The organism is Phaeobacter gallaeciensis, from assembly GCF_001678945.1.
Taxonomy (GTDB): Bacteria; Pseudomonadota; Alphaproteobacteria; order Rhodobacterales; family Rhodobacteraceae; genus Phycobacter; species Phycobacter gallaeciensis_A.
The window spans coordinates 90,346-114,940 of sequence record NZ_CP015124.1; the positions used below are offsets into that span (position 1 = coordinate 90,346).

At 60.8% G+C, this 24,595-nt stretch carries 22 protein-coding genes and 1 pseudogene; 15 read left to right on the plus strand and 8 right to left on the minus strand.

Annotated features, from left to right (window positions below; all coding sequences use genetic code 11):
* Nucleotides 1-22 precede the first annotated feature (22 nt).
* Nucleotides 23-1,567, plus strand: a complete 1,545-nt coding sequence (locus tag JL2886_RS00430; protein WP_065270212.1) for a trimethylamine methyltransferase family protein — start codon at nucleotides 23-25, stop codon at nucleotides 1,565-1,567.
* Nucleotides 1,568-1,672: 105 nt separating this feature from the next.
* On the opposite strand, the gene JL2886_RS00435 is transcribed toward JL2886_RS00430, so the two are convergent.
* Nucleotides 1,673-1,963: a DUF6477 family protein gene (locus JL2886_RS00435; RefSeq protein WP_065270213.1), complete on the minus strand. Its 291-nt coding sequence runs from the start codon at nucleotides 1,961-1,963 to the stop codon at nucleotides 1,673-1,675.
* A gap of 240 nt (nucleotides 1,964-2,203) precedes the next feature.
* Between JL2886_RS00435 and JL2886_RS00440 the strand changes: the two genes are divergently transcribed.
* Nucleotides 2,204-3,262 carry a DUF6456 domain-containing protein gene (locus JL2886_RS00440; RefSeq protein ID WP_065270214.1) on the plus strand — a complete coding sequence of 353 codons (1,059 nt, stop codon included), beginning with the start codon at nucleotides 2,204-2,206 and terminating at the stop codon, nucleotides 3,260-3,262.
* A 44-nt stretch (nucleotides 3,263-3,306) separates the two neighbouring features.
* Entirely contained in the window at nucleotides 3,307-4,275 is a 969-nt protein-coding gene (locus tag JL2886_RS00445; protein ID WP_065270215.1) for a LysR substrate-binding domain-containing protein, read from the plus strand.
* 3 nt (nucleotides 4,276-4,278) lie between these two features.
* On the opposite strand, the gene JL2886_RS00450 is transcribed toward JL2886_RS00445, so the two are convergent.
* Nucleotides 4,279-4,827, minus strand: a complete 549-nt coding sequence (locus JL2886_RS00450; RefSeq protein ID WP_065273451.1) for a peroxiredoxin — start codon at nucleotides 4,825-4,827, stop codon at nucleotides 4,279-4,281.
* A 260-nt stretch (nucleotides 4,828-5,087) separates the two neighbouring features.
* On the opposite strand from JL2886_RS00450, the gene lipA reads away from it, so the two are divergent.
* A complete protein-coding gene (lipA, locus tag JL2886_RS00455) occupies nucleotides 5,088-6,041 on the plus strand; it encodes a lipoyl synthase (RefSeq protein WP_065270216.1) in 954 nt (317 codons plus the stop codon).
* Nucleotides 6,038-7,201, plus strand: a complete 1,164-nt coding sequence (locus JL2886_RS00460) for an amidohydrolase (RefSeq protein WP_065270217.1) — start codon at nucleotides 6,038-6,040, stop codon at nucleotides 7,199-7,201. Before lipA ends, JL2886_RS00460 begins: the two co-directional genes overlap by 4 nt.
* 36 nt (nucleotides 7,202-7,237) lie before the next feature.
* On the opposite strand, the gene hpt is transcribed toward JL2886_RS00460, so the two are convergent.
* Nucleotides 7,238-7,786 (minus strand): hypoxanthine phosphoribosyltransferase, encoded by a 549-nt coding sequence (gene hpt / locus JL2886_RS00465; protein WP_065270218.1) that lies wholly within the window; start codon nucleotides 7,784-7,786, stop codon nucleotides 7,238-7,240.
* A gap of 75 nt (nucleotides 7,787-7,861) precedes the next feature.
* Between hpt and JL2886_RS00470 the strand changes: the two genes are divergently transcribed.
* Nucleotides 7,862-8,308 (plus strand): type II toxin-antitoxin system RatA family toxin, encoded by a 447-nt coding sequence (locus JL2886_RS00470; protein ID WP_065273452.1) that lies wholly within the window; start codon nucleotides 7,862-7,864, stop codon nucleotides 8,306-8,308.
* A 123-nt stretch (nucleotides 8,309-8,431) separates the two neighbouring features.
* Here the strand turns inward: JL2886_RS00470 and JL2886_RS00475 are convergent, their stop codons facing one another.
* The 4 genes from JL2886_RS00475 to JL2886_RS00490 form a co-directional block, all read right to left on the minus strand.
* Complete coding sequence (locus JL2886_RS00475) at nucleotides 8,432-9,613, minus strand: ammonium transporter (RefSeq protein WP_065270219.1); 1,182 nt, start codon at nucleotides 9,611-9,613, stop codon at nucleotides 8,432-8,434.
* A gap of 161 nt (nucleotides 9,614-9,774) precedes the next feature.
* On the minus strand, nucleotides 9,775-10,251 hold the full coding sequence (locus JL2886_RS00480) for a CinA family protein (protein ID WP_065270220.1): 477 nt from the start codon (nucleotides 10,249-10,251) through the stop codon (nucleotides 9,775-9,777).
* Nucleotides 10,248-10,745, minus strand: coding sequence for a phosphatidylglycerophosphatase A (locus JL2886_RS00485; RefSeq protein ID WP_065270221.1), 498 nt, complete (start codon nucleotides 10,743-10,745; stop codon nucleotides 10,248-10,250). The genes JL2886_RS00480 and JL2886_RS00485 overlap by 4 nt, the downstream gene beginning before the upstream one ends.
* Nucleotides 10,742-11,905, minus strand: a complete 1,164-nt coding sequence (locus JL2886_RS00490) for a bifunctional 2-C-methyl-D-erythritol 4-phosphate cytidylyltransferase/2-C-methyl-D-erythritol 2,4-cyclodiphosphate synthase (protein ID WP_065273453.1) — start codon at nucleotides 11,903-11,905, stop codon at nucleotides 10,742-10,744. Before JL2886_RS00490 ends, JL2886_RS00485 begins: the two co-directional genes overlap by 4 nt.
* Before the next feature lie 181 nt (nucleotides 11,906-12,086).
* On the opposite strand from JL2886_RS00490, the gene dusB reads away from it, so the two are divergent.
* From dusB to JL2886_RS00515, 5 genes and pseudogenes are all read left to right on the plus strand, one after another.
* Nucleotides 12,087-13,073 carry a tRNA dihydrouridine synthase DusB gene (gene dusB / locus JL2886_RS00495; protein ID WP_065270222.1) on the plus strand — a complete coding sequence of 329 codons (987 nt, stop codon included), beginning with the start codon at nucleotides 12,087-12,089 and terminating at the stop codon, nucleotides 13,071-13,073.
* Nucleotides 13,070-14,150 (plus strand): annotated as a pseudogene (locus JL2886_RS00500) (two-component system sensor histidine kinase NtrB). Before dusB ends, JL2886_RS00500 begins: the two are co-directional and overlap by 4 nt.
* A gap of 3 nt (nucleotides 14,151-14,153) precedes the next feature.
* Entirely contained in the window at nucleotides 14,154-15,524 is a 1,371-nt protein-coding gene (locus tag JL2886_RS00505; protein WP_065270223.1) for a response regulator, read from the plus strand.
* A gap of 98 nt (nucleotides 15,525-15,622) precedes the next feature.
* Nucleotides 15,623-17,905: a sensor histidine kinase NtrY-like gene (locus tag JL2886_RS00510; RefSeq protein ID WP_065270224.1), complete on the plus strand. Its 2,283-nt coding sequence runs from the start codon at nucleotides 15,623-15,625 to the stop codon at nucleotides 17,903-17,905.
* Nucleotides 17,902-19,311 (plus strand): sigma-54-dependent transcriptional regulator, encoded by a 1,410-nt coding sequence (locus JL2886_RS00515; RefSeq protein ID WP_065270225.1) that lies wholly within the window; start codon nucleotides 17,902-17,904, stop codon nucleotides 19,309-19,311. Before JL2886_RS00510 ends, JL2886_RS00515 begins: the two co-directional genes overlap by 4 nt.
* Before the next feature lie 108 nt (nucleotides 19,312-19,419).
* Here the strand turns inward: JL2886_RS00515 and JL2886_RS00520 are convergent, their stop codons facing one another.
* Nucleotides 19,420-19,905 carry a hypothetical protein gene (locus tag JL2886_RS00520; protein ID WP_237028404.1) on the minus strand — a complete coding sequence of 162 codons (486 nt, stop codon included), beginning with the start codon at nucleotides 19,903-19,905 and terminating at the stop codon, nucleotides 19,420-19,422.
* Between the two features lie 102 nt (nucleotides 19,906-20,007).
* Between JL2886_RS00520 and trkA the strand changes: the two genes are divergently transcribed.
* The 4 genes from trkA (at nucleotide 20,008) to hflX (ending at nucleotide 24,564) form a co-directional block, all read left to right on the plus strand.
* On the plus strand, nucleotides 20,008-21,384 hold the full coding sequence (gene trkA, locus JL2886_RS00525) for a Trk system potassium transporter TrkA (protein WP_065270227.1): 1,377 nt from the start codon (nucleotides 20,008-20,010) through the stop codon (nucleotides 21,382-21,384).
* Nucleotide 21,385: 1 nt separating this feature from the next.
* A complete protein-coding gene (locus JL2886_RS00530; RefSeq protein ID WP_065270228.1) occupies nucleotides 21,386-22,921 on the plus strand; it encodes a TrkH family potassium uptake protein in 1,536 nt (511 codons plus the stop codon).
* Nucleotides 22,922-23,053: 132 nt separating this feature from the next.
* The gene (hfq, locus tag JL2886_RS00535; protein ID WP_008204623.1) at nucleotides 23,054-23,293 is read left to right on the plus strand and encodes an RNA chaperone Hfq; all 240 of its coding nucleotides are present in this window, start codon (nucleotides 23,054-23,056) and stop codon (nucleotides 23,291-23,293) included.
* On the plus strand, nucleotides 23,293-24,564 hold the full coding sequence (hflX, locus tag JL2886_RS00540; RefSeq protein ID WP_065270229.1) for a GTPase HflX: 1,272 nt from the start codon (nucleotides 23,293-23,295) through the stop codon (nucleotides 24,562-24,564). Before hfq ends, hflX begins: the two co-directional genes overlap by 1 nt.
* The last annotated feature ends 31 nt before the right edge of the window (nucleotides 24,565-24,595 follow it).

Sequence of the window (24,595 nt, forward strand, 5' to 3'; positions counted from 1 at the left end):
ACGGCTTTGGTGAGGAAAAACAATGACTGAAGCAGCACCGCGCCGGCGCAGCCGGGGGGGCGGAGGCGCCGCCCGTCGCGCCGAACGTTCGAGCATCAAGATCGAAACCGCCAAGTACATTGAGCGGAACATTCCGAACTTTGAAGTTCTGACTGAGGAAGCCATAGAGATTATCGAGACCAACGCCGAGACCATTCTCGAAGAGGTCGGCGTCAACTTCGTCGATAATCCTGCAGCACTGGAGCGCTGGAAGGCCGCTGGTGCGGATGTTCAGGGCGAGCGGGTCCGTATTCCCCGTGGTCTGGCCCGCAAACTGTGTGAAACGGCGCCGAGCACCTTCACCCAGCACGCGCGCAATCCAGAGAAAAGCGTCGAGATCGGTGGCAAAAATCTGGTGCTGGCCCCGATCTATGGCCCGCCCTTCGTGCGCGATGCCAAAGGCGGCCGTCGCTATGCGACGCTGGAGGATTTCCAGAAGTTCGTGAAGCTTGGCTATATGTCCAAATGGCTGCACCATTCCGGTGGCACCGTGTGTGAGCCCACCGACGTGCCTGTCAACAAGCGGCACCTCGACATGCTGCTGGCGCATATGACGCTTAGCGACAAACCCTTCATGGGATCGGTCACCGAGCCGAGCCGCGCGCAGGATTCGGTTGATATGTGCGGCGTCTTGTTCGGCAAGGAGTTCGTACAGGACAACACCGTGATGACCTCGCTCATCAACATCAACTCGCCGATGACGTTCGACGATGTGATGATGGGCGCGCTGGAAGTCTATGCCAAGAACAACCAGGCCTGCATCATTTCGCCCTTTATCGTTGGTGGCGCCATGGCGCCGGTGTCGGTGGCGGGCACGCTGACGCAGGTTCTGGCCGAGGTTCTGGCCGGTGTGGCCTATAGCCAGCTGATCCGTCCTGGCGCTCCGGTCATTTTCGGCGCCTTCGTTTCTTCCATCGATATGAACTCCGGCGCACCGACCTTTGGCACGCCCGAAGCCTCGCTGGTGACCTATGGTGCCGGCCAGCTGGCGCGGCGCCTGGGGCTGCCGTTCCGTTCGGCCGGGTCGTTCTGCGGCTCGAAACTGCCCGATGCGCAAGCCGCCTATGAAACGGCAAACTCGCTCAACATGGGGCTGATGTCTGGCGTCAACTTCATGCTGCACTCCTGTGGCTGGCTCGAAGGCGGACTGGTGGCTGATTTCGAAAAATTCGTGATGGATGCAGATCAGCTGGGCGTGCTGCATGGGTTGGCCAAGGGCGTCACCGTCAGCGAAGACGATCAGGCGATGGATGCCATCCGCGAAGTAGGTCCCGGCGGCCATTATCTGGGCTGCGCCCATACGCAGGCGAACTTCAAAACAGCGTTCTGGAAATCCGATCTGCTGGATTACAAGCCCTTTGAAACCTGGGAAGAGGAAGGCGCACGCGACACCTATGCGCTGGCCTCTGCGCGGGTTGATCACCTGCTGGCGACCTATCAGCCGCCTGCGCTGGACCCGGCGATCAAGGATGCATTGGAAGCCTACGTGGCCGAGAAAAAGGCATCCATGCCGGATTCCTTCCTGTAAGCCTCGGAAAGCTGGGGGCTGTCCGGCATGGGCGGTCCTTTAAGGCGGTGGCCATGCGGCTGCCGCCTTTTTCTGTTCTGTCGAATGAGTAACGCCCCGAGAGGATCATGTTTCCTTACTGCTCCGCAGGAGATTTGCCTCTCCCATCAGCGCGATCAGCACCTCGATATGGCGGCGCAGGTCATACCCCGCATCGCGCAGCAGGCGGCATGCGTTGAGCTCATACTCCATGTCCAACAGTTTCAGGATCGCTGCCGACGGGCTGGGCCGGGCGCCATATCCCAGCAATCGGTTCAGGCTCTTCTCCCGCAGGTAGCTGCTGGCGCCAATTCTGGCGGTGCGGACAAGAAGGCGGGGTCGGTGCAACGCCGCTAGGCGGCTAAGAGCATCTTGCATCGCGCGGGTCCTTTCTGTGACGACGGGCGGCGATGTCGTAACACAACTAAAGCGGGTGTTGCGGCGCAGGGCATACTAGCGCGCGCTGTATTGTCGGTTGATTGATATAAATTTGAAATGAATGATGGTCGGACGCGAAGTTTTGTTTAAAAACAGGTGAGTAGGACGCGATCCCCTTGTGGGTAACCATGGGGGTGCCCCGTGGATTATTCCCTGAACAACAGTCGGGGATCTGATATCATGGGTACACTATCTGTTTCGAAGCTGCCGGACTGGCTTCCAGAGGATGCGCAAAGGTATCTGCAGCATACGGAAACAGGGCAATCGATCCGGCAACTGGCCCGTCAGGCGGGCTGTCATCCGTCTACGGTGCTGCGGCAGGTGCGCCGGATTGAGATCCGGCGCGACGACCCGTTGATCGATAGCATTCTGACTGCGCTGGCGTGTTGGCATTCTGGGGCTGGGGAAAGCGGGGCGCTGCCGCCTTCGAAAACTGCCCTACTTGAGTCCCGTTCTGTTGAAATCCTCACGCGTCTTGCGCAACCCGGCGCTGTTCTGGCGGTGGCCGAGGGTATGGAAACCGCTGTGGTGGTCCGGCAGGGCGATCCGGTCGAGGCGAAGCTGTCGGTGAGCCGCGGGCTGGCCGGGGCGATGGCGCTGTTGACCTGGATTGATTGCACCCGGTCCGGACGGCTCAGCCGCTACCAGATCACCAGTAGCGGTCGTAACCTTCTGACCCGGCTGGTCGCCGAGCGTGAGAACAAGGCACGCAACCGTGCCGAAAACGGAATCGCGGCCCTTGCCGGGGGCCCCAGCAGCCACAAAGGACAATCGCCACGCCCCAGGCGCACGCGTTATGGCGGCGGGGAGACACCGATGGATATGTTGGCGCGGCTTATCGACAAGAACGGTGAGCCCTTCCTGCCGCCCGACCTGGTTCAGGTCGGCAAACGTCTGCGCGAGGATTTCGAAGTGGCCCAGATCGGCAATCACCTGATGCAGGAGGCGGCTTATTTCGGCGGTGAGTCCTGTGCCAGACCTGAACCAACCCCGATGCCAAGCGCAACAGCCCGGGCGGCCCGGGACCGGGCGCGGCGGGCACTGGCGGCCCTTGGCGCCGGGCTCAGCGATATCGCCCTGCGCTGTTGTTGCTACCTTGAAGGGCTTGAGGCGGCAGAGCGGCAGCTTGGCTGGTCGGCGCGATCTGGAAAGATTGTGCTGCGCATCGCCCTGCAGCAGCTGCAATCCCACTACGAATCCTGCGGGCAGGAGGGAGAGAAGGAAAGACTGATCGGATGATAACTATGGCTTGTGGTTTTGTTTGGCTGGGATAAATAGAAGCTATGAACTTCACTCTGCGACAACTGACCTATTTTCAGGCGCTATGCGCCCACAGGAACTTTGGCCGTGCGGCCGAGGCCTGTCATGTCTCCCAACCGGCGCTGTCGGTTCAGATCCGCGCGCTTGAGGACGTGATGGGTGGCCCGTTGGTGGAACGCCGGGCCCGCGATGTGGTGCTAACCCCGCTGGGGCGGCAGGTGCTGGCGCAGGCCGACGCGGTGCTTCAGGCGGCCGAGACCCTGGCGCGCACGGCCCGGGATCAAAGCAGCGGACGACGTAGTCTTGTCCTTGGGGTGATTCCCACCGTTGCGCCCTATCTACTACCCGGAACGCTGGCGCAGCTGCGCGCGGTTGATCTACAGTTGGCGATTCAAGTGCGGGAGGCCACGACAGAGCGTTTACTGGCCTTGTTGCAGGCCGGGGAGCTGGATGCAGCGGTGCTGGCCTTGCCCAGTGGCGGTAATGGTCTGGTCGAGGTTGAATTGTTTCGCGACCGGTTCCTGCTGGCGGGCTCCTGCAACCGTCTGGAGCAGATCAATGCCCATGGTCCCGGCATTCGCCCGCAGGATCTGCGATCAGAGCAGCTGATGCTGCTGGAGGATGGGCACTGCCTGACCGATCAGGCGCTTGATATCTGCGGGATGCAACGTACCGCGCCGGAAATCAATATGGGGGCGGGATCGCTGGCCACCCTGTCACGACTGGTTGCGGCAGGATTCGGCCTGACCCTGATGCCGGAAATTGCCGCGCAGGCAGAATGCGGCGGTGCAGAAGGATTGCGAGTACAGAGGTTCCCCGAGCCGCAGCCATATAGGCGTATCGGGCTGGTGCGACGCGATTCAACCGATGGCGAAGGCCGGTTCGAACAACTGGCCGAGGTCGTCAGATCAGTGGGGGAAGGGATTGTCAGCCAGTGCAGGCAGGACAGCGGGCACGCGCCGGGCGCGCCCGCTGAAGATCAGGAGGCCTGAAGATCAGGCTGCAACTTCCGCCTTGGCGGTTTTCAGGTAGTTCAGCACGGTTTCGGGCGAGGAGACGCCATAGGGATCTTCGGCGTGGTTGTCCGACAGGCCGGGCTCTTCGAACCAGGCTTCGACGACACCGTCCTTGACGATGGCGGCATAACGCCAGCTGCGCGCGCCAAAGCCGAGGTTGTCCTTGGCCACCAGCATGCCCATCTTGCGGGTGAACTCGCCGGAACCGTCCGGGATAACCTGAACGTTTTCAAGGTTCTGCGATTCCGCCCATTTGTTCATCACAAAGCTGTCGTTGACCGACATGCAGTAGATCGCATCGATACCTTCGGCTTTGAAATCGGCAAAGCCGTTTTCGAAACCGGGCAGCTGGTAGGTGGAGCATGTCGGGGTGAAGGCGCCCGGCAGCGAGAACAGCACAACGCGCTTGCCCGCGAAATAGTCGGCGGTGGTTTTGTCTTCCCAGCGGAACGGGTTCGGGCCTTCGATCGCTTCGTCGCGAACGCGGGTGTGGAAGGTTACCTCGGGCAGTTTGACGCCAGCTTTCATGTCGGTCTCCATATGGTGAAAATCGGTTCTGGGCGCTGGCTTAATAAACTTGCGCAAACGCTGCAATGGGGAATGCTGCACAAGCAATGTTCAGCGCCGCATTGCAGAGATGGATGATCACAAGACTGGCACGATGCCGCTGAAGGCGCGGTTCGGCGGCGGTTGCGAAAGGGTGAAACCAGGGTTGCAGAAATGGCCGTGTCATTGCTCTGCGGCTGTGATACATCAGCGGATGAACAGTTGCCGCAAGGGAAAAACCCGTGAGAGACCTGAAAATCCCCGCGCAGCGCCACCCGGAAAAGGCGCACCGCCCCGATAACGAACAGCCGAAGAAACCCAGCTGGATTCGCGTGAAGGCGCCGGGTGGAAAAGGCTATGCCGACACCCACAAGATCATGCGGGAAAACAATCTTGTGACCGTCTGTGAAGAGGCCGGCTGCCCCAATGTGGGCGAATGCTGGAGCCAGGGCCACGCCACCATGATGATCATGGGTGAAGTTTGCACCCGGGCCTGCACCTTCTGCAACATTGCCACCGGCAAGCCGCCCGAGGAACTGGACGCCTTTGAGCCGGGCCGGGTCGCCCATGCGGTGGAAAAACTGGGGCTCAACCACGTTGTGATCACATCCGTTGACCGCGACGATATTGATGACGGCGGCGCCGAGCATTTCGCTCAAACGATCCGGGCCGTCCGCCACCGGAGCCCGAAGACCACGATCGAGATCCTGACCCCGGATTTCATCAAATGTGCGCCGGAAGTGCTGGAAACCGTGGTCGAGGCTCGTCCGGATGTGTTCAACCACAATCTGGAAACGGTGCCGGGTCTGTACCCCGAGGTACGTCCGGGCGCGCGGTATTTCCATTCGCTGCGCCTTTTGCAGCGGGTGAAGGAGCTGGATCCGTCGATGTTCACCAAATCGGGCATCATGGTGGGGCTGGGCGAGGACGCGCAGGCGGTGAAGCAGGTGATGGACGACATGCGCGCTGCGGATATCGATTTCCTGACCATCGGCCAGTATCTGCAGCCGACCCCGAAACACCACGCAGTGGATCGTTTTGTGACACCCGAGGAATTCGCCTCTTACGAAAAGGCGGCCTACGGCAAGGGCTTCCTGATGGTCTCGGCCACGCCGTTGACCCGGTCGTCCTATCACGCAGGGGATGACTTTGCCCGGCTGCGCGAGGCGCGGAATGCAAGGCTGGGGCGGGCATGACGCCTGAGCGTCTGGCGCAGCTGACCGCGCTGCGCCACAGGCTTCACACAATCCCGGAAGTCTCTGGCTGTGAAGAAAAAACCGCCGATGTGGTCGCGGAGTATTTGCGCCAACACGCTCCGGATGAGATTTTGACCGGGCTGGGCGGACACGGCGTTGCGGCCGTCTATCGTGGCGCTGTTGAGGGGCCGACGGTGCTGATCCGTTGTGAGCTGGATGGGTTGCCGATCGAGGAAGTGTCGAGCGCCGACTATCGCTCGACCCATGCGGGGCGCGGGCATCTGTGCGGTCATGACGGCCATATGGTGATGGTTTCCGCCCTGGCGGAGGATCTGGCGCGCACCCGTCCGCAAATGGGCCGGGTGGTGCTGCTGTTCCAACCCGCCGAGGAAACCGGCAAGGGCGCTGCGGCTGTTATTGCAGATCCGCAATTTGAACGCATCAAACCCGACTATGCCTTTGCACTTCACAACTATCCGGGTCTCGCTGCCGGTGCGGTGGCCCTGTGTCAAGGACCCGCAAATTGCGCGTCGCGCGGCATGCGGATCCGGCTGATGGGCAAGACCTCCCATGCAGCGGCGCCGCAGGACGGGGTATCCCCAGCCGGGGCACTGACCAAACTGATGCCGGGACTGGTGGCACTGGGGCCGGGCGGAGAGATGTCCGCCGATTTCGCCCGCGTAACCCTGACCCACGCCTGGCTGGGGGAGCCGACATTCGGCATCGCGCCGGGAGAGGCGGAAATCTGGGTCACCCTGCGCACCGTCACCGATGTCCGGATGGAGCAGTTGACGGAGGAGGCCAACGCGGTTCTTGCAGAGGTCTGCGCGGCAGAGGGGCTGGAATACACCGTTTCCTATGACGATGTCTTTGATGCGTGCACCAACCACCCTGAGGCAACCGAGATCTTGTCTTTTGGCGCAGAAACAGCGGGTTACCCAGCGCAGTTGTGGCAGGTTCCACAGCCGTGGTCAGAGGATTTTGGTCAATTCTCCAAAGTAGCCAAATCCGCTATGTTCTGGCTCGGCGCAGGCGAGACCATGCCGCAGCTTCACAATCCGGATTATGATTTCCCGGATGAGCTTATCCCCGTTGGGTCTGCGATCTTTGCCGCTGCAATCGACGCTGTTCTGAACCAGGCGCCAGGTGGCAACCACTGAACGAGGTTGCCGCCGATGCCAGACTATGTCGCGGGATCAGGCGCCGTCGTCAGTAAAGCGGACTTTGCCGATATGGGGTAGGTTACGGTTGCGCTGCGCAAAATCGATGCCGTAGCCGACGACGAATTCATCGGGGATTTCAAAGCCGATCCAGTCGGCGCGGAAATCCACCTCGCGGCGCGAGGGTTTGTCGAGCAGCGCAATGGATTTGAGCCGTGCGGGCTTGCGGCTGTTCAAAAGGCCGATCACGTGGTTCAGCGTGTGACCGGTGTCAACGATATCCTCCACGACCAGCACGTCGCGACCTTCAATGGCGCCGCGCAAGTCCTTGAGAATGCGCACTTCCCGGCTGCTCTCCATGCCGTCGCCATAGGAGGACGCCTCAAGGAAATCGACCTCGATCGGCAGGTCCAGTTCCCGCACCAGATCGGCGATAAAGACGAAACTGCCGCGCAACAGGCCGACGACAACCAGCTTGTCGGTGTCTCCGAATTCGGCGTGGATATCGCCGCAAAGCTCTTCGATCCGTGCGGCGATGGCCTTGGCTGAAATCATCACATCGATGACATATGGACGCTGTGACATGGCTGACCCCTTGAAATTCCCGCGCGTTCATAGGACATGACGCGGCACGATCATAGCAGGAAATTCGACGAAACCATGCCCACCCATTCGGAAACCCGCCAGCTGCCTTATTCAGCACAGCAGATGTACGATCTGGTGGCGGATGTGGCGCAATATCCCAAATTCCTGCCTTGGTGCGCCGCAGCCCGGATCCGCAGCGTGACGCCACAGGGCGATGCTGAGGTTATGGAGGCCGATCTGGTGATCTCCTTCAAAGTGTTCCGCGAACGCTTTGGCAGCCGGGTGACCCTGTTTCCTGTTACGCGCAAGATCGATACCGAATACCTCGACGGTCCGTTCCGCTACATGAAATCCAACTGGTCTTTCGAAGATCGTCCCGATGGCGGTTGCAATGTCGATTTCTTTGTCGATTTCGAGTTCAAGAACGCGGTGCTTCAGGGCATCATTGGCGTGGTGTTTAACGAGGCAATGCAGCGCATCGTGCGCGCATTCGAACGGCGGGCGGCGGAACTTTACGGCTAGTCTCCTGCCTTGGTGGCCGGGGCAACCTTGACACTCGCCGCGCAGTGACACCGGCTGACACAAAACAGGCCCCTTCAAAAAAAGGGGCCTGCCTCAGGAATTTCAATTCTCTAAGTTGTTGTCTTAACTGGACAGATCGTAGGCCCGTTCACCATGGGCCGAGATATCCAGACCGTTGGTTTCGGCTTCGGCATCGACGCGCAGGGCGGTGACAGCAGCGACCACTTTGACCAGAACCACAGTGACAACCGTTGTGAAGATCCCGACGACCGCCAGACCGCCCAGTTGCGCGGCCCAGCTGCCTGCACCAAAGACGGCAATCATGATGGTACCGAAGATGCCGCCAACGCCGTGCACGGCAAAGACATCCAGCGTGTCGTCGATCTTCAGCACATTGCGCACCAGATTGACCGCTTCCTGGCACAGGATACCCGCGATGGCGCCGATGATCAGCGCTTCAACCGGGCCGACAAAACCGCTGGCCGGGGTGATCGAGGCAAGGCCTGCGATGGTGCCGGTGACGATGCCGACAACCGAGGCTTTGCCGTATTTGATCTTTTCCCATAGCGCCCAGGTCAGCGATGCGGTGGCGGCGGAAATATGCGTCACGGTCAGCGCCATGGCTGCGCCGCCGTCTGCTGCCAGTTGCGAGCCGCCGTTGAAGCCGAACCAACCAACCCAGAGCATGGCTGCACCGATGACCACGAAGCCGGGATTGTGTGGCGGGGTCGTACTGTTTTTGCGCGGCCCAAGGAAGACGGCAATGATGATCGCGGCAAGGCCTGCGGTTTCATGCACCACGATCCCGCCGGCAAAATCACGCACGCCGATGTCGCCAAAGATGCCGCCATCTGACAGCATGCCGCCGCCCCAGATCCAATGCACCACAGGCGCATAGCAGAGGAGCATCCACAGCCCGGAGAAGGTCAGCACAAAGCCAAACCCAACCCGCTCCACGTAGGCGCCGACGATCAGCGCTGGTGTGATGATGGCAAATGTCATCTGGAAGGCAAAGAACAGCACCTCGGGCAGGGTGCCTGCCAGGCTGTCTGCATCAACGCCGCTCAGGAACAGCTTGTCCAGCCCGCCCCAGTAACCGCTGGTGCCGCCGCCGAATGCGATGGAGTATCCCGCGACCAGCCACAGAACGCTCATCAAACAGGCAATTGCATAGCAGTGCATGAAAACGCTGAGCACATTTCGGGCACGTACCAGCCCGCCGTAAAACAACGCGAGACCGGGGAGCGTCATGAAGAGCACCAAAGCCGTCGCCACAATGATCCAGGCTGTATCAGCTCCGTTCATTTTGGGTTCCTTCCATCAAGATTGAGTGGTTGGAGGCCGACAAAACGCAAGAGAGATGCCAAAAGAAGCATCATGCGGTGCTGAAGTGCTGTTTTTTGCAGCTTTTAGCGAAGCGATTAATATTTGAGCGGGAAATGCGGCCTTTTGCCCGCTTTATGGACTTAATGTGAAATGACCCGTTCCAGCAGGGAAAGGGCATGATCCCGGCTGGCGGCGCGAACCTGCGGGCGGCCTAGGGCGCCAAATTCGATGGTCTCCACATGAGTTTCCCGCCCTTCGGCAGAGAGGCCAAAACAGACCCGGCCTTCGGGCTTGAACTCAGAACCGCCCGGTCCGGCAATCCCGGTGATCGACACGGCCAGGGTGGTTCCGGCGCGGGCGCGGGCACCTTCGGCCATTTCCCGCGCGACTTCCTCGCTCACCGCGCCGAATGCGTCCAACGTTTCCGGGCGCACGCCGATCATCTGGGTCTTGGCATCGTTGGAATAGGTGACATAGCCACGATCCAGCACCGCCGATGAGCCCGGAATATCGGTCAGGGCCGCTGCGACCATACCGCCGGTGCAGCTTTCGGCGGTGGCGATGGTCACGCCTGCCTTGGCGGCGCGGGCGATCAGATCGGCGACATCAACACTCACAGCCCCAGCACCCCATGCGACAGGCCAGCCAGCAAGGCAACGCCAATGGCGGCAAAGATCCCAGCGATCACATCGTCCATCATCACCCCGACCGCGCCTTTCTTGCGGTCGGCCCAGCCGACGGGGCCGGGTTTCAGGATATCGAACAGGCGGAACAGCACAAAGGCCGTGACCCAGCCCGGCCATAGGGCGGTGATGTCGATGCCATGCGCCCAGGATGGATAGGAAATCGCCCAGAGCGCCAGGAACTGACCGGCCAGTTCATCCATAACGAATTCAGACGGGTCGAGGTCTTCCTTGCCGCGCGTCATCTCGGCTGCAGCCCAGAGACCCGCGGCGGTGCAGATGAGGGTCATCGCAGCAAGCAGGGGAAAGCCGCCGACCAGATGCAAGCCATAGGCCAGCGGTAGCGCCACCAAGGATCCCCAGGTGCCGGGGGCCGGGCGCAGATAACCGACGCCCAGAACGGTTCCGATTGCTGTTGCGATATTCATGATTTCACCAATGCCGCGGTTGCCAGCGCCGCGATCCCTTCGCTGCGCCCGGTAAAGCCGAGCCGTTCGGATGTTGTCGCCTTGACCGAGACCCGATCTGCATCAATGCCAAGGATCGATGCCATTTGTGCCTGCATCTTTGCGGAATGCGGGGTGATCTTGGGGTATTCACAAACCAGCGTGCAGTCGACGTTGGAAATCTGGAAGCCTTTGTTGCGCGCCAGCTCGACGGCGTGACGCAGGAAGATGTCGCTCGCCGCGCCTTTCCACTGTGGATCGGAGGGCGGGAAGTGGCGGCCGATATCGCCTTCGGCCAGCGCGCCATAGATCGCGTCAGTGACCGCATGCATGCCGACGTCGGCATCAGAATGGCCTTGCAAACCCTTGTCGTGGGGTATTTTTACGCCGCAGAGTACAACATGGTTGCCCGCACCAAATCTGTGAACGTCGTAGCCATTTCCCAGCCTGATATCCATCCTGTCCTCTTCTGACCTGTCGTTATCTGCTCTATCCAAGATCACCTCGGCCCGGGCAAAATCCGCAGGGCCGGTGATTTTGATATTGTCTGGATTTCCCGGAACGATGGCAACGTCAAGTCCGGCAGCGCGGGCCACGGCCACATCGTCTGCTGCCTCGCCCGGATGGGCGCGATGCGCGGCAAGGATCTCGGCATAGCGAAAGCCCTGCGGTGTCTGCGCGGCAAACAGCCCGTCGCGGTCGCGGGTGCCGGTGACTTTGCCTTCGTGCCCGGTCCACAGCGCATCGGTGACCGCCAGCGCCGGAGCCGCTGCCGACCCCGCGGCAAGCGCGTCCTCTACCGCATGAATCAAATCCGGGGCGATGCAGGGCCGGGCAGCGTCGTGGATCAGCACCCGGGTGATGTTCTGCGCTTCGATCGCCTCCAGCCCGTTCAGAACGGAGCGGGAGCGCGTATCGCCCCCTGGGGCTAGAACAATCCCCGGCTGCCCCTGAAATTCGGCCCATGCTTCGCTGTCGTCGGGCGAAAGGACCAGCACGATCTTCTCGATCCCCGCCTGCCGAAAAGCGGCAAGGGTCCAGTCGATAACGCGGCGCCCTTTCAGGGGGCGCCATTGCTTGGGAAGACCGCCGCCAGCGCGGGTTCCGCGACCGGCGGCAACGATAAGTACGGCAGTGGTCAAAAGGCAGCCTCCGGCTTTTGCTTGGCTGTTTAGGACCTGCCGGTTACAGAGGCAATCACCCATGGGGTTGCGCTTAAAAAATAGGCAGGCAATCTGGAATATTGGATCATTCGGGGCCATTTCATTGTCTCTCCCCGGCGCCCCCGGTTAGAAAAGTCTCAGTTGCACAAGGATTAGGCAGTTGCCCTTCAGCCTCGGAACCACCTCTATGACACCGCCGATCGCACTCGCGCCGATGGCCGGAATCACGGACCGCCCGTTTCGGGATCTGGTCCGCTCCTTTGGCGTTGGGCTGACCGTGAGCGAGATGGTGGCCAGTCAGGAAATGGTGCAGGCCAAGCCCGGTGTGCGTGAGCGGGCCGAGCTGAGCGCGGATGTGGAGAATACGGCGGTTCAGCTGGCCGGACGCGAAGCCCATTGGATGGCGGAGGCCGCCCGGCAGGTTGCGGACCGGGGCGCGCGGGTTATCGATATCAACATGGGCTGCCCGGCCAAGAAGGTGACCAATGGCTATTCCGGCTCGGCGCTGTTGAAGACGCCCGATCACGCCTTGTCGCTGATCGAGGCGGTTGTGGCGGCGGTCGATATTCCGGTGACGCTGAAAACCCGCCTTGGCTGGGACGAGGACAGCCTCAACGCCGCTTCCGTGGCGCGGCGGGCCGAGGAGGCGGGTATCAAGATGGTGACTATCCACGGCCGCACCCGTTGCCAGTTCTACAAAGGATCTGCCGATTGGGCTGCGATCCGAGCCATCAAAGACGCGGTGGATATACCGGTTCTGGCCAATGGCGACATTACTGGCACGGGCGCGGCCCATCAGGCGCTGGACCAATCCGGCGCTGATGGCGTGATGATTGGCCGCGGCGCCCAGGGCAAGCCGTGGCTGCTGGCCGAGATCGCGCATGATCTTTGGCAGACGCCCAAGCCGGATGTCCCCGAAGGGAAACAGCTTTTGGAGATGGTTTCAGAGCATTATCAGGCAATGCTTTCTTTCTACGGCATCGATCTGGGCACCCGCGTCGCACGCAAACATCTGGGTTGGTACATGGACGCCGCAGGCACTGGCCACGTTCTGCGCCGTGCGGTTCTGACGGAGCGCGACCCAGATCAGGTTCTGGTTCTTCTTGAGGCAGCTTTGAGTGAGCAAACAGACGAGGTAGCAGCGTGATTGACGATGGTGCGCTATGGGCTTCGCTTCCGGTCCCGGCTTTTCTGATTGATGCGGAAGACTTGATCGCGGATGCAAATTCTGCGGCGGAGGGGTTCCTCAACACCTCGCGCAAGGCGTTGATGGGGGAAACCGGTCTGGAGCCAGATCTATATCGATGCGCCGATCACGGATGCCTTTGCGCGCAGCCGCAGTTCGGGCACGCCCCTGTTCGTGAATGACATTGACGTCGGCGCCAGCAGCCGTGCGCCACTGCAATGCGGGGTGCAGATTTCCCCGGTGAGCGGTCACGAGGGGATGATGCTGCTGATGCTGTCCCCGCGTGAACTCGCCGGGCGGATGACGCAGAACCATTCCGCCAAATCGGCGGCGCAATCCGCCATCGGGATGGCGGAAATGCTGGCCCATGAGATCAAGAACCCGCTGGCCGGGATCACCGGCGCGGCGCAACTGCTGAGCATGAACCTGTCGGCCGAAGATCTGGAGCTGACCGATCTGATCGTCAGCGAAAGCCGCCGGATCGTGAAACTGCTGGAGCAGGTGGAACAATTCGGCAATCTTTCGGAGCCGGATTTCAAACCGGTGAACCTGCACGATGTTCTGGACCGGGCCCGGCGCTCTGCGCTGTTGGGGTTCGGCGCCAATATGACGATCACCGAAGAATACGATCCGTCCTTGCCCTCGGCCTGGGGCGATGCAGATCAGCTGCTCCAGGTGATCCTAAACCTGTTGAAGAACGCCTCCGAAGCCGCTGGCAAAAAAGGCGGAAAAATTCGGATCCGTACCTTTTACGAGCATTCCTTCCGGCTGCGCCGCAGCGATGGAACCGGGAAACTGTTACCGCTTCAGATCGAGATTATCGACGATGGACCGGGGCTGCCGGACACCATCAGGGAGGACATTTTTGATCCCTTTGTCTCGGGGCGTGAAAACGGCACCGGGTTGGGGCTCGCATTGGTCAGCAAGATCATTGCCGACCATGACGGCTGGATTTCTGTCAGCTCCGAACCGGGGCACACAGTTTTCAGGCTTTCTTTGTCGCGTGTTCCGCGCGACGTCCAATCGCAGGAGAGTTGATCGATGGATGGCACCGTTCTGGTCGCAGATGACGACCGCACCATTCGCACGGTTCTGACACAAGCGCTGACGCGGGCCGGATGCAAGGTTCATGCGACCTCATCCCTGACCACGCTGATGCGCTGGGTGGCCGAGGGTAAGGGTGATGTGGTGATTTCCGACGTGATGATGCCGGACGGAAACGGGTTGGAAATGCTGCCCAAGATTGCCGAGGACCGTCCCGGACTGCCGGTGATCGTCATTTCGGCCCAAAACACCATCATGACCGCGATCAAGGCGGCCGAGGCGGATGCCTATGACTACTTGCCGAAACCCTTTGACCTGCCGGAGCTGATGAAGCGCACGGCCAAGGCGTTGTCGGAAAAACGGACCACCGCGACCACGGCTCGTTCAGAAGAAGAAGGCGACCGCCCCGAGGAACTGCCTCTCGTTGGTCGCACCGAGGTGATGCAGGGGTTGTACCGCCTGATTGCGCGGGTGATGAACACCGATATGCCCCTATTGGTGACGGGCGAAAGTGGTACGGGCAAGTCCTTGATTGCGCGGGCAATTCATGATTTTTCCGACCGCCGGACCTTGCCCTATGTGACCGCCACCGCGGCCGAGCTGATCGAGCTGGAAGGCCCGGCGCGGCTGCTGTCGCAGGTCAAGGGCGGCACGCTGTTGATAGACGAATTGCTCGACCTGCCGGATGAGGCGCAGGCCCGTCTGGTACGGATGATGGATGCGACCAGCGATCACTCGCCGCGTTTCATGGCGACGAGCCAGAAAGACCTGGCTCCGGCGATGGAGGCCGGGGAGCTGCGCGCCGATCTGTATTACCGGCTCTGCGGGACGGAATTGCACGTGCCCGCGCTACGCGAACGGGTCGAGGATATCGCGCTCCTGGCCGAGCACTTTCTGATCCGGGCAGAGAACGAAGGCGCGCCGCACCGTACGCTGAGCGAGGAAGGACGCGAGCTGTTGCGCCATTTCGCCTGGCCTGGGAACGTGCGCCAGCTGGAAAACGTGGTTCGCCGACTGGCGCTGACGGCGCGGAGCGAGGAAATCGGTAAATCCGATGTTGCGGCGGCGCTGGGGCCGCAGACCGGGGCCGAACCCATGGTCAGTGGCGCAGTCAACGAAAAGCTATCCGAATCCGTGGCGCGCCACCTGCAACGCTATTTTGATCTGCATGGCGACATGTTGCCGCCGCCGGGGCTTTACGGACGGCTGCTGCGCGAAGTAGAGACGCCCCTGATCGAGATTGCGCTGGCTGCAACCGGCGGAAATCAGGCGAAATGCGCCGAATTGCTGGGCATCAACCGCAATACCCTGAGAAAGAAAATTACGGACCTTGATATTGAGGTGACACGGCGGCGCAAACTGATGTAATATCGCCACAGAAACGTGGCCGACCGGCACAGCCGTCGGTGAGGTCGCGATATGTGGCGGTTGGCCTAGAAGGCCATACATCAGAATGAGGGCAGCCAGTGGCGCAGAAGTCACATCTTCGTGGGGGATTCAGAACGCTCGCGGCGTTTGACCGGTGGCGGAAAACCCGGAAGGCGCGCAATATTGGCACCCTTGGCCTTGTCCTGCTGGGGCCGATTCTGGCTCTGGTGACGTTTCTGATCTTTGGTCCTTTGGGGCACGGCGCATCCTCTATGTCGTTGCGCCTGATTCTGCTGGCGGACATGGTCTACATCATGGCGATTGCCGCCTTGGTGCTGACCCAGATTGTGCGTCTGTTCGCGGCGCGCCGTTCCAAATCGGCTGGCTCCAGACTGCACCTGAGGCTAATCGGAGCCTTTGGGTTTTTGGCGCTGGTGCCCACGGTTATCGTCGCGATCTTTGCAGTATTGACGGTGAATGTTGGGCTTGAGGGCTGGTTTTCCCAGCGTGTTCGGCAGGTCATCGGCTCGTCGCTTGCGGCTGCGGAGGCCTATCAGGTGGAACAACGGCGTGACCTTTCCGAAGATGGCGAGGCGCTGGCGCGTTACCTAGATACCAGCCGCTCGCGTAGTTTTTTCATGAACGATGCAGAGCTGCGGCAGGTTCTGTCGCAGGGGCAGCTGCAGATCCAGCGTGGCCTACGCGAGGCCTATGTCATCGATGGCGTTGGCGATATCCGGGCGCGGGGCGAACGGTCCTACGAATTTGATTTCGAACATCCCGATCCCGAGCAGATCACCGAGGCGGCCGAGCAAGGAATGAGCATCATCCAGGACTGGGACAATAACGAGTTCAGGGCCATTGTGCGCCTGAACGCCTTTGTCGACCGGTTCCTGTACATCAGCCGCGATGTGGATGGTGAATTGCTGAACCTTCTGGATGAAACCCAGCAGACCGCGAACCTCTATCAACAGCTCGAGAAAGAGCGCGGTCGGGTGCTGTTCGAATTCGGCCTTTTGTACATCGGGTTTGCATTGATCCTGATCCTGGCGGCCATGTGGTTGGGCATGTGGTTTGCGGAACGTTTGTCCGGTCCTGTCGGTCGCTTGACCGTGGCCGCGCGCCGGGTCGGTGGCGGTGATCTGGACGTGCAGGTGCCGGAAGAGAACGGCGGTGACGAGATTTCCCAACTTGGCCAGTATTTCAACAGGATGACGCGGGAACTGAAACAACAGCGCAAGACCTTGCTGGAAAACACCGACCAGATTGAGCGCCGTCGCAGGCTGTTCGATTCGGTTCTCTCCTCAGTCACCTCCGGTGTCGTGGGGCTGGATGCCGATGGCCGGGTCGCCTTTGTGAATCGGTCCGGGGAACGTCTGCTGGATTGGCACGGGGACCGGCAATCGCTGGCGCTCGCCGTGGCCGTGCCGGAATTCGGCCCGCTGTTCGAAACCCTGACTAAGGATGGCGCGGAAACCGCGCAGGATGAGATCAAGGTGACGCGGCATGGCCGGTTGGAAAACCTGCTGGTGCGGATGTCGCAGCGCCGGTCCGATGATGGCAACCTAGAAGGCTATGTGGTGGCTTTTGACGACGTTACCGATCTTGTCAGCGCCCAGAGGATGGCCGCCTGGGGCGATGTGGCCCGGCGGATTGCCCATGAGATCAAGAACCCGCTGACCCCGATCCAGCTGAGTGCGGAGCGGATCAAGCGTAAGTTCGCGCCCAAGCTGGGCGAGGAAAACAGCGATCAACTGCAAGCCATGACCGATGTGATCGTGCGCCAGACCAACGATCTGCGCCGGATTGTCGATGAGTTTTCAAAATTCGCGCGCATGCCGGAACCAGAACGCCATGAAGAAGATCTGGTCAAGCTGGTGCAGGACGCGGTGGTGCTGCAGCGCACCGGCCAGCCGGATGTGACGATTGCGGCGGATCTGCCGAATACCGTGTGCTGTGCAGATCTGGATGCGACGATGATCGGGCAGGCGTTGACCAACCTGATCAAAAATGCCGGTGAAGCGATTGAAAGCCTGAAGAAAAAAGGCGCGCCCGAGGATCTGGATCCGCAAATTCGTGTGGCGCTGCGCCGGGCCGATAAAGGGGGATATGAGGTGACGATTGCCGATAATGGCATCGGCTTGCCAGAGGACCGCGCGCGGTTGTTTGAACCCTATGTAACCACCCGGAACGAAGGCACCGGGCTGGGATTGCCGATTGTGAAGAAGATTATCGAAGAACACGGCGGCACCCTGACGCTTGAGGATGCGCCGGTGTTCGAAGGACAGAACCATTTTGGAGCCATGGCGGTGATCCGCCTGCCAGACGCCGTACGTACGGCTGAGGCTAACAGAAATACAGTGAAGGTAGGTCTGACATGAGTGACATTCTGATCGTTGACGATGAGCGCGACATTCGCGAATTGATTTCCGATATCCTGGAAGATGAGGGGTTTGCCACGCGCAAGGCGGCGAACTCCGAGGAATGCATGGCCGAGATCGGGCAGGAGCCTCCGGCGCTGCTGATCCTAGATATCTGGCTCAAGGACAGCCAGATGGACGGCATCGACATCCTGAAAACCGTGAAGCGGGACAATCCCGAGGTACCGGTGGTGATCATCTCAGGCCACGGGAATATCGAGATTGCGGTCGCGGCGATCAAACAGGGTGCTTATGATTTCATCGAAAAGCCCTTCAATATCGATCAGCTGATGGTGGTGATCCGGCGGGCGATGGAGACTTCGCGCTTGCGCCGTGAGAACACCGATCTGCGCCGCAAGGAAACCGGAGCTGCCGAGATGATCGGCAATTCCGCAGCCTTCCGGGCGCTGGTGGCGCAGCTCGACAAGGTCACCAAATCCAATGGCCGTGTGATGCTGACGGGACCTGCAGGCGTGGGCAAGGATATCGCCGCGCGCTATATCCATTCCAATTCCGCCCGTGCCTCGGCTCCCTTCGTGACGGTGAACTGCGCCAGCATCGAGCCGGAGCGGATGGAAGAGGTTCTGTTTGGACGTGAAACCGCGGACCGCGGGGTTGAGCCGGGATTGCTGGAACAGGCGCATGGCGGCGTGGTGTTCTTTGACGAGGTCGCGGACATGCCGCTTGGCACTCAGTCAAAGATCCTGCGGGTGCTGGTTGATCAGCAGTTCCAGCGGGTTGGTGGATCCGAGAACGTGCGGGTCGATCTGCGGGTGATTTCTTCTACAAACAAGGCCTTGGAGGCAGAAATTGAAGCGGACCGTTTCCGGCAGGAGCTCTATCATCGGCTGAACGTGGTGCCGATTGCGGTGCCGACGCTCGCAGATCGGCGCGAGGATATTCCTGTTCTGGCCGAACACTTTATCCGCAGCTTTAATGAGGCGCAGGGCCTGCCACTGCGTGAACTGACGGATGAGGCGGTTGCACTGATGCAGACCATGATGTGGCCCGGCAACGTCCGCCAGCTGAAAAACCTGGTGGAGCGGATCCTGATCCTTGGCGATGGCAATGGCCCGATCGAGGCGCGCGACCTGCCGCGTGAAGAGGAAAAGGTCGAAGACGAGGGCCGCGTCGTCCTGTCCGGGGCCTTGGCGACGCTGCCGCTCCGCGAGGCTCGCGAGGCCTTTGAACGCGAATACCTGCTGACCCAGATCAACCGGTTCGGTGGCAATATCAGCCGCACGGCTTCGTTTGTGGGCATGGAACGCTCTGCCTTGCACCGCAAGCTGAAATCCCTTGGCGTTGTCACCTCGAACAAGGCTGGCGCGCGCGTCGCCCATGTGGAGCAGGAAGAAGATATGGTCTGACCGCCGCGGACGCGGAGAACGGGGCGCGTAGGCACGGTCTGCGCGCCTGCTGCCATTGTGTTTGCGAAACCTGAAGAAACCGGGTGTCCGGGGCGGCAGCGTAGCCGATTAGGGCGTCAGAACATGTAGGGTGTTGTCAGGGCCTTTCCAGACGCAGGCATCCCCAGTCAGCGGCGGCAGGCGGCTCGATTGTCCGGCCAGACGCTGCCCGACTTCGGCGGTGGTGCAGCGCCTCAGGGGTACCTCTTGATACCCTTTCTTGGCCATACAGCTTTGCTCTAACCGCCTGCGCAAACCTTGGTTCACATCAACCGTATAGATGCCACCATCAACCCAGTATCCGGGGCGGCTCCAGCAGTTGCCGTCCCTGCAATATTGCCCGCCGGGATAATAAACGGGTGGGCGCTGACGAATTTCGTTGGCCACGGGCGCCTTTTCCAGCGCGCTGACCTGACAGGAAAGCGTATCGGCCTTGAGCCGCTGCACATCAGCGCCTTCGCGGTAATAGACCGGCACTGGGCCACATCCGGCAAGGACGGCGGCCAAAACGGGCACGGCGAACAGGGATCGGAAGCGGCGGTAAGCACGGGTCATGCTGTCAGAATGCCCCGCGATGACGGCCAGTACAATTGATTTGACCCCTCTGGCGGCTTCTGTCATTCAAAACTGGCAAGATCGCGCCCAAGGGAAAAGATCATGAAGGTTATCATCTGTGGCGCCGGCCAGGTTGGCTGGCAGATCGCGCGGCACCTGTCCGGCGAGCACAACGATGTGACAGTTGTCGACAACAACCCGGATCTGGTGCGCCGCGCGACAGATACGCTGGATGTTCAGGGGATTGCGGGCTTTGCCTCATACCCGGATGTTCTGGAGCGGGCAGGGGCGCGGGATGCGGATATGATCATCGCCGCAACCCACTCGGATGAGGTCAACATGGTGACCTGTCAGGTTGCCCATTCGGTATTCTCGATCCAGCGCAAGATTGCCCGGCTGCGGGCGCGCAGCTACCTCAATGCGATCTATTCCGACCTGTACCGGCGGGACCATCTGCCCATCGATGTGGTGATCAGCCCCGAACGCGAGGTCGCCGCCGCCGCCATTCAGCGGCTTCTGGCACCGGCCGCGTTTGACACGGAAACCTTTATGGGCGGCAAGGCGCAGCTCCTCGGCATTCAGATCGACGAGGATTGCCCGGTGGTCAACACGCCGCTGCGGCAGCTGACGGATCTGTTTTCCACCCTGCGGGCTATCGTTGTGGGTGTGCGGCGTGATGGCAGCCTGTTTGCACCGGAACCGGGCGATCAGCTGTTCGTCGGCGACAGCGCCTATGTGTTTTGCCACACGGACGACGTGAGCAGAACCATCGAAGTCTTTGGCAAGAAAGAAAAACGCCAGGATCGGGTGGTGATCGTGGGCGGCGGTAATGTGGGCCTTGAAGTGGCAAAGGCGCTTGAGAACCGTACCGGACGGATCCGCGCTAAGATCATTGAGAAAAGCCGCAAATGCGCCGAGCGGGCGGCCGAAACACTCGAGAGGACCATCGTTCTGAACGGTGACGGGCTGGACCGGTCTCTGATGATTGAAGGCGGTATTGATCGCGCCGATGCCATGCTTGCTGTCACCGACGATGATAAGACCAACATGCTGGCGGCCGTGCGCGCCAAATCCGAAGGCTGCCCTTTCGTGGTGGCCCTGATCAATGATCCGACCTTGCTGCCGCTGATGGCGCCCCTCGGGATCGACGCCTTTATCAACCCGCGCTCCACCACGGTGAGTTCGATCCTGCAGCACATCCGCTATGGCCGCGTTCGACAGGTCTATTCCATTGGCGATGCCGAAGCCGAGGTGATCGAGGCTGAGGTTCTGGGAACCTCTCCGATGGCGGGGCAAGCAGTCCGCGATATTCCTTTCCCCGAAGGCGTGCTGATCGGCGCCGTGCGCAAGGGAGGCGAGGTCCTGCGTCCCAGCGGCGAAATGCGCATCGAAGAGGGTGATGTCATCGCGATCTTTGCGATGGCCGCCGATGTGCCAGAGGTCGAGCGCCTGATGCAGGTTTCGATCGACTACTTCTAGCATGGCGCCACGCAATCATACCGCGGGCGGGCTGTTGCGTCTGCCCTTGTTCCTGCTGATCTGGGGTGTGGCTTGCATTGCCATGTGGGTGCCGGCCACCCATGCGGTGATCCTGAACGACCACCCGACGTCGCAAAGTTTCTTTTTCTCCGGCCTCTTGGGGCTTTTTGTGATCGCTGTGATTGCCTTGTCGCTGGGCAATAAGGTGCCCCGCTATGGCATGCCGGGGCAGCTGCTGTCGCTGCTGGCAACCTTTGCAGTATTGCCGCTGTTCCTCGCGCTTCCCGTGCAGGATGCGTTGAAAAACACAAGCTTCCTCAACGCATATTTCGACATGGTCAGCGCCGTCACCACAACGGGCGCCGATATCTTTGCCGATCCGGGGCGGCTGCCGCCCAGCGTGCATCTGTGGCGGGCGATTGTTGGCTGGCTTGGCGGCCTTTTGATGTGGATCGCCGCATCGGCTGTTCTGGCGCCGATGTTCCTGGGCGGCTTCGAAGTCACCGCCAAGGGGGAGCCGGGCGGCGGTGGCGCGACACCTGTTCTGATGCAAAAGGCGGATCCACGGCGCCAATTGATCACGGTCGCACGCACCCTGACGCCGGTCTATTTCGCGCTGACGCTGGTTCTCTGGACGCTTTTGATGATGACTGGCAGCAAATCGCTGGCCGGGCTGACCCATGCGATGTCGGTGATGGCGACCTCGGGGATTTCATCGGTCGGGGGCACCGAGGCGGCAAACAGCGGCATGGCCGGGGAAATGGTCATGTTCCTGTTCATGTTCTTTGCCCTGTCGCGGCTGACATTTTCCTCCGATACGGTCAGCACCGGCGATGGGCGGCTGGATCGTGACCCGGAGTTCCGTTCCGGCCTGCTGATTGTGCTGGGGGTTCCGACGCTTTTGTTCCTGCGCCACTGGCTGGCAACGTTTGAGGTCAACAGCGCCGAGGATGGCATGCAGGCGCTGCGCGCCTTCTGGGGGGCGCTGTTCACGGTGATGTCCTTCCTGTCCACGACCGGATTTGAAAGCGCCGACTGGGAGGCCGCCGGGCAATGGTCGGGGTTGGAAACCCCGGGTATGATTCTTCTGGGCCTGTCGCTGATTGGCGGCGGGGTGGCCACCACAGCGGGCGGTGTCAAATTGCTGCGGGTCTATGCGCTTTATCTCAACGGGCTTGGCGAAATGGAACGGCTGGTGCATCCGTCATCGGTCAGCGGTGAGGGGGCTGGCAACCGGCGGCTGCAAAAGAACGGTGCCTTTGTGGCCTGGATCTTTTTCATGCTCTTTGCCTTGTCTCTGGCGCTGATCAGCACGGTGCTTGCCGCCCTTGGTACGGATTTTGAAACTTCGCTGATCCTGGCGGTATCGGCTCTGTCGACCACTGGCCCGTTGACCGAAGTCGCGGCGAGCGAGCCGATCATGCTGTGGCAGCTGGTGCCCTCGGCCAAACTGGTGCTGTGCTTTGCGATGGTGCTCGGGCGGCTCGAAACTCTGGCGATCATCGCGCTTTTGTCGCCTAATCTCTGGCGCAGTTAAGAAAACCTCGTTACGCTGCTCTGGCATTTGATGTTTTTCGGGTGGAAACCCAATCGGTCTCCGTCCATAGTTGGTTGTAACGAGGCGCGTTGGTCCGCAGCGCGTAGCAAGAAAAAAGGCGAGATAATAATAATGGCTTCGGACAGACAGAATCTTCAGGATGCCTTCCTGAATCACGTTCGCAAAACCAAGGTTCCCGTTACAATTTTTCTGATCAACGGGGTCAAATTGCAGGGGGTTATTACCTGGTTTGATAATTTCTGTGTCCTGCTGCGCCGCGACGGACAGTCGCAGTTGGTCTACAAACACGCAATTTCCACGATCATGCCCGCACAGCCGATCAGCCTTTATGAAGGTGAAGACGCCTCTTGATGGAGCATGACCGGAAGCGCACCCGGGCCTGGGTGCTGCATCCCGAGATCAAGTCGGATCAACACCGGCGCGATCCCGAACCCGCCCTTGCAGAGGCTGTGGCGCTGGCTCAGGCGCTGCCTGATCTCGACGTTGTCGGATCGGATGTGGTGCGTTTGCCCAAGGCTCATGCGGGGATGTTGTTCGGCTCGGGTAAGATCGAAGAACTGGCGCAGAAGCTGAAATCCGAAGAGGTGGAACTGGTCCTCATTGACGGACCGGTGTCCCCCGTACAGCAGCGAAATCTGGAAAAGGCCTGGAAGGTCAAGATCCTCGACCGGACCGGGCTGATCCTCGAGATCTTCTCGGATCGGGCGCGCACCCGAGAAGGTGTGCTGCAGGTGGAGATGGCCGCGCTCAGCTATCAGCGGACCCGGCTGGTGCGGGCCTGGACCCACCTGGAACGGCAGCGGGGCGGATTGGGTTTCGTTGGCGGTCCCGGTGAAACCCAGATCGAGGCGGACCGTCGTGCAATTGACGATCAGCTGGTGCGCCTACGCCGCCAGCTCGACAAGGTGGTGAAAACCCGCACGCTGCATCGCGCCGCGCGGGCCAAGGTGCCTTATCCGATTGTCGCGCTTGTCGGCTATACCAACGCCGGTAAATCGACCCTGTTCAATCGTCTGACCGGGGCTGAGGTGATGGCGGAGGATATGCTGTTCGCCACTCTGGATCCGACCATGCGCCGGGTGCTGTTGCCTGATGGCCTGGAGGTGATCCTGTCGGACACGGTGGGCTTTATCTCGGATCTGCCGACCGAGTTGGTCGCGGCCTTCCGCGCGACGCTGGAAGAGGTGCTGGCCGCCGATGTGATCTTGCACGTGCGCGACATCAGCCACGATGAAACCGAGCATCAGGCCCGCGATGTGGCCGCGATCCTGACGTCGCTTGGGGTGGATGAAAACCGCACCCAGATCGAGGTCTGGAACAAGCTCGACAATCTCAGCGAGGAAGAAGCCGACGCCCGCCGCCAGCGCGCCGCCCGCGAGGAAGGGATCCACGCGATTTCAGCCCTGACCGGCGAAGGCATCGACGGGCTCTTGGCGGATATCGCGGAAAAACTGCAAGGCACAAAGCATCAAGAGGTGCTCAGCCTTGATTTTTCGCAAGGCAAGCAACGGGCCTGGCTGTTCGCGCAGGATGTTGTCGTCTCCGAAGAGCAGACCGAGAGCGGTTTTGATATCACCGTGCTTTGGACTGCGAAACAACGGGCGCAGTACGACGGGCTATGATCCGTCGTGCTGTACGTCCTTGAAACTCCGA

Excerpts from the sequence above, each read along its gene's own strand:
- JL2886_RS00430 (WP_065270212.1), top strand. The coding sequence starts at position 23 with ATGACTGAAGCAGCACCGCGCCGGCGCAGCCGGGGGGGCGGAGGCGCC.
- JL2886_RS00435 (WP_065270213.1), bottom strand. The coding sequence starts at position 1,963 with ATGCAAGATGCTCTTAGCCGCCTAGCGGCGTTGCACCGACCCCGCCTT.
- JL2886_RS00440 (WP_065270214.1), top strand. The coding sequence starts at position 2,204 with ATGGGTACACTATCTGTTTCGAAGCTGCCGGACTGGCTTCCAGAGGAT.
- JL2886_RS00445 (WP_065270215.1), top strand. The coding sequence starts at position 3,307 with ATGAACTTCACTCTGCGACAACTGACCTATTTTCAGGCGCTATGCGCC.
- JL2886_RS00450 (WP_065273451.1), bottom strand. The coding sequence starts at position 4,827 with ATGAAAGCTGGCGTCAAACTGCCCGAGGTAACCTTCCACACCCGCGTT.
- JL2886_RS00460 (WP_065270217.1), top strand. The coding sequence starts at position 6,038 with ATGACGCCTGAGCGTCTGGCGCAGCTGACCGCGCTGCGCCACAGGCTT.
- hpt (WP_065270218.1), bottom strand. The coding sequence starts at position 7,786 with ATGTCACAGCGTCCATATGTCATCGATGTGATGATTTCAGCCAAGGCC.
- JL2886_RS00470 (WP_065273452.1), top strand. The coding sequence starts at position 7,862 with ATGCCCACCCATTCGGAAACCCGCCAGCTGCCTTATTCAGCACAGCAG.
- JL2886_RS00475 (WP_065270219.1), bottom strand. The coding sequence starts at position 9,613 with ATGAACGGAGCTGATACAGCCTGGATCATTGTGGCGACGGCTTTGGTG.
- JL2886_RS00485 (WP_065270221.1), bottom strand. The coding sequence starts at position 10,745 with ATGAATATCGCAACAGCAATCGGAACCGTTCTGGGCGTCGGTTATCTG.
- JL2886_RS00505 (WP_065270223.1), top strand. The coding sequence starts at position 14,154 with ATGGATGGCACCGTTCTGGTCGCAGATGACGACCGCACCATTCGCACG.
- JL2886_RS00515 (WP_065270225.1), top strand. The coding sequence starts at position 17,902 with ATGAGTGACATTCTGATCGTTGACGATGAGCGCGACATTCGCGAATTG.
- JL2886_RS00520 (WP_237028404.1), bottom strand. The coding sequence starts at position 19,905 with ATGACCCGTGCTTACCGCCGCTTCCGATCCCTGTTCGCCGTGCCCGTT.
- trkA (WP_065270227.1), top strand. The coding sequence starts at position 20,008 with ATGAAGGTTATCATCTGTGGCGCCGGCCAGGTTGGCTGGCAGATCGCG.
- JL2886_RS00530 (WP_065270228.1), top strand. The coding sequence starts at position 21,386 with ATGGCGCCACGCAATCATACCGCGGGCGGGCTGTTGCGTCTGCCCTTG.
- hfq (WP_008204623.1), top strand. The coding sequence starts at position 23,054 with ATGGCTTCGGACAGACAGAATCTTCAGGATGCCTTCCTGAATCACGTT.
- hflX (WP_065270229.1), top strand. The coding sequence starts at position 23,293 with ATGGAGCATGACCGGAAGCGCACCCGGGCCTGGGTGCTGCATCCCGAG.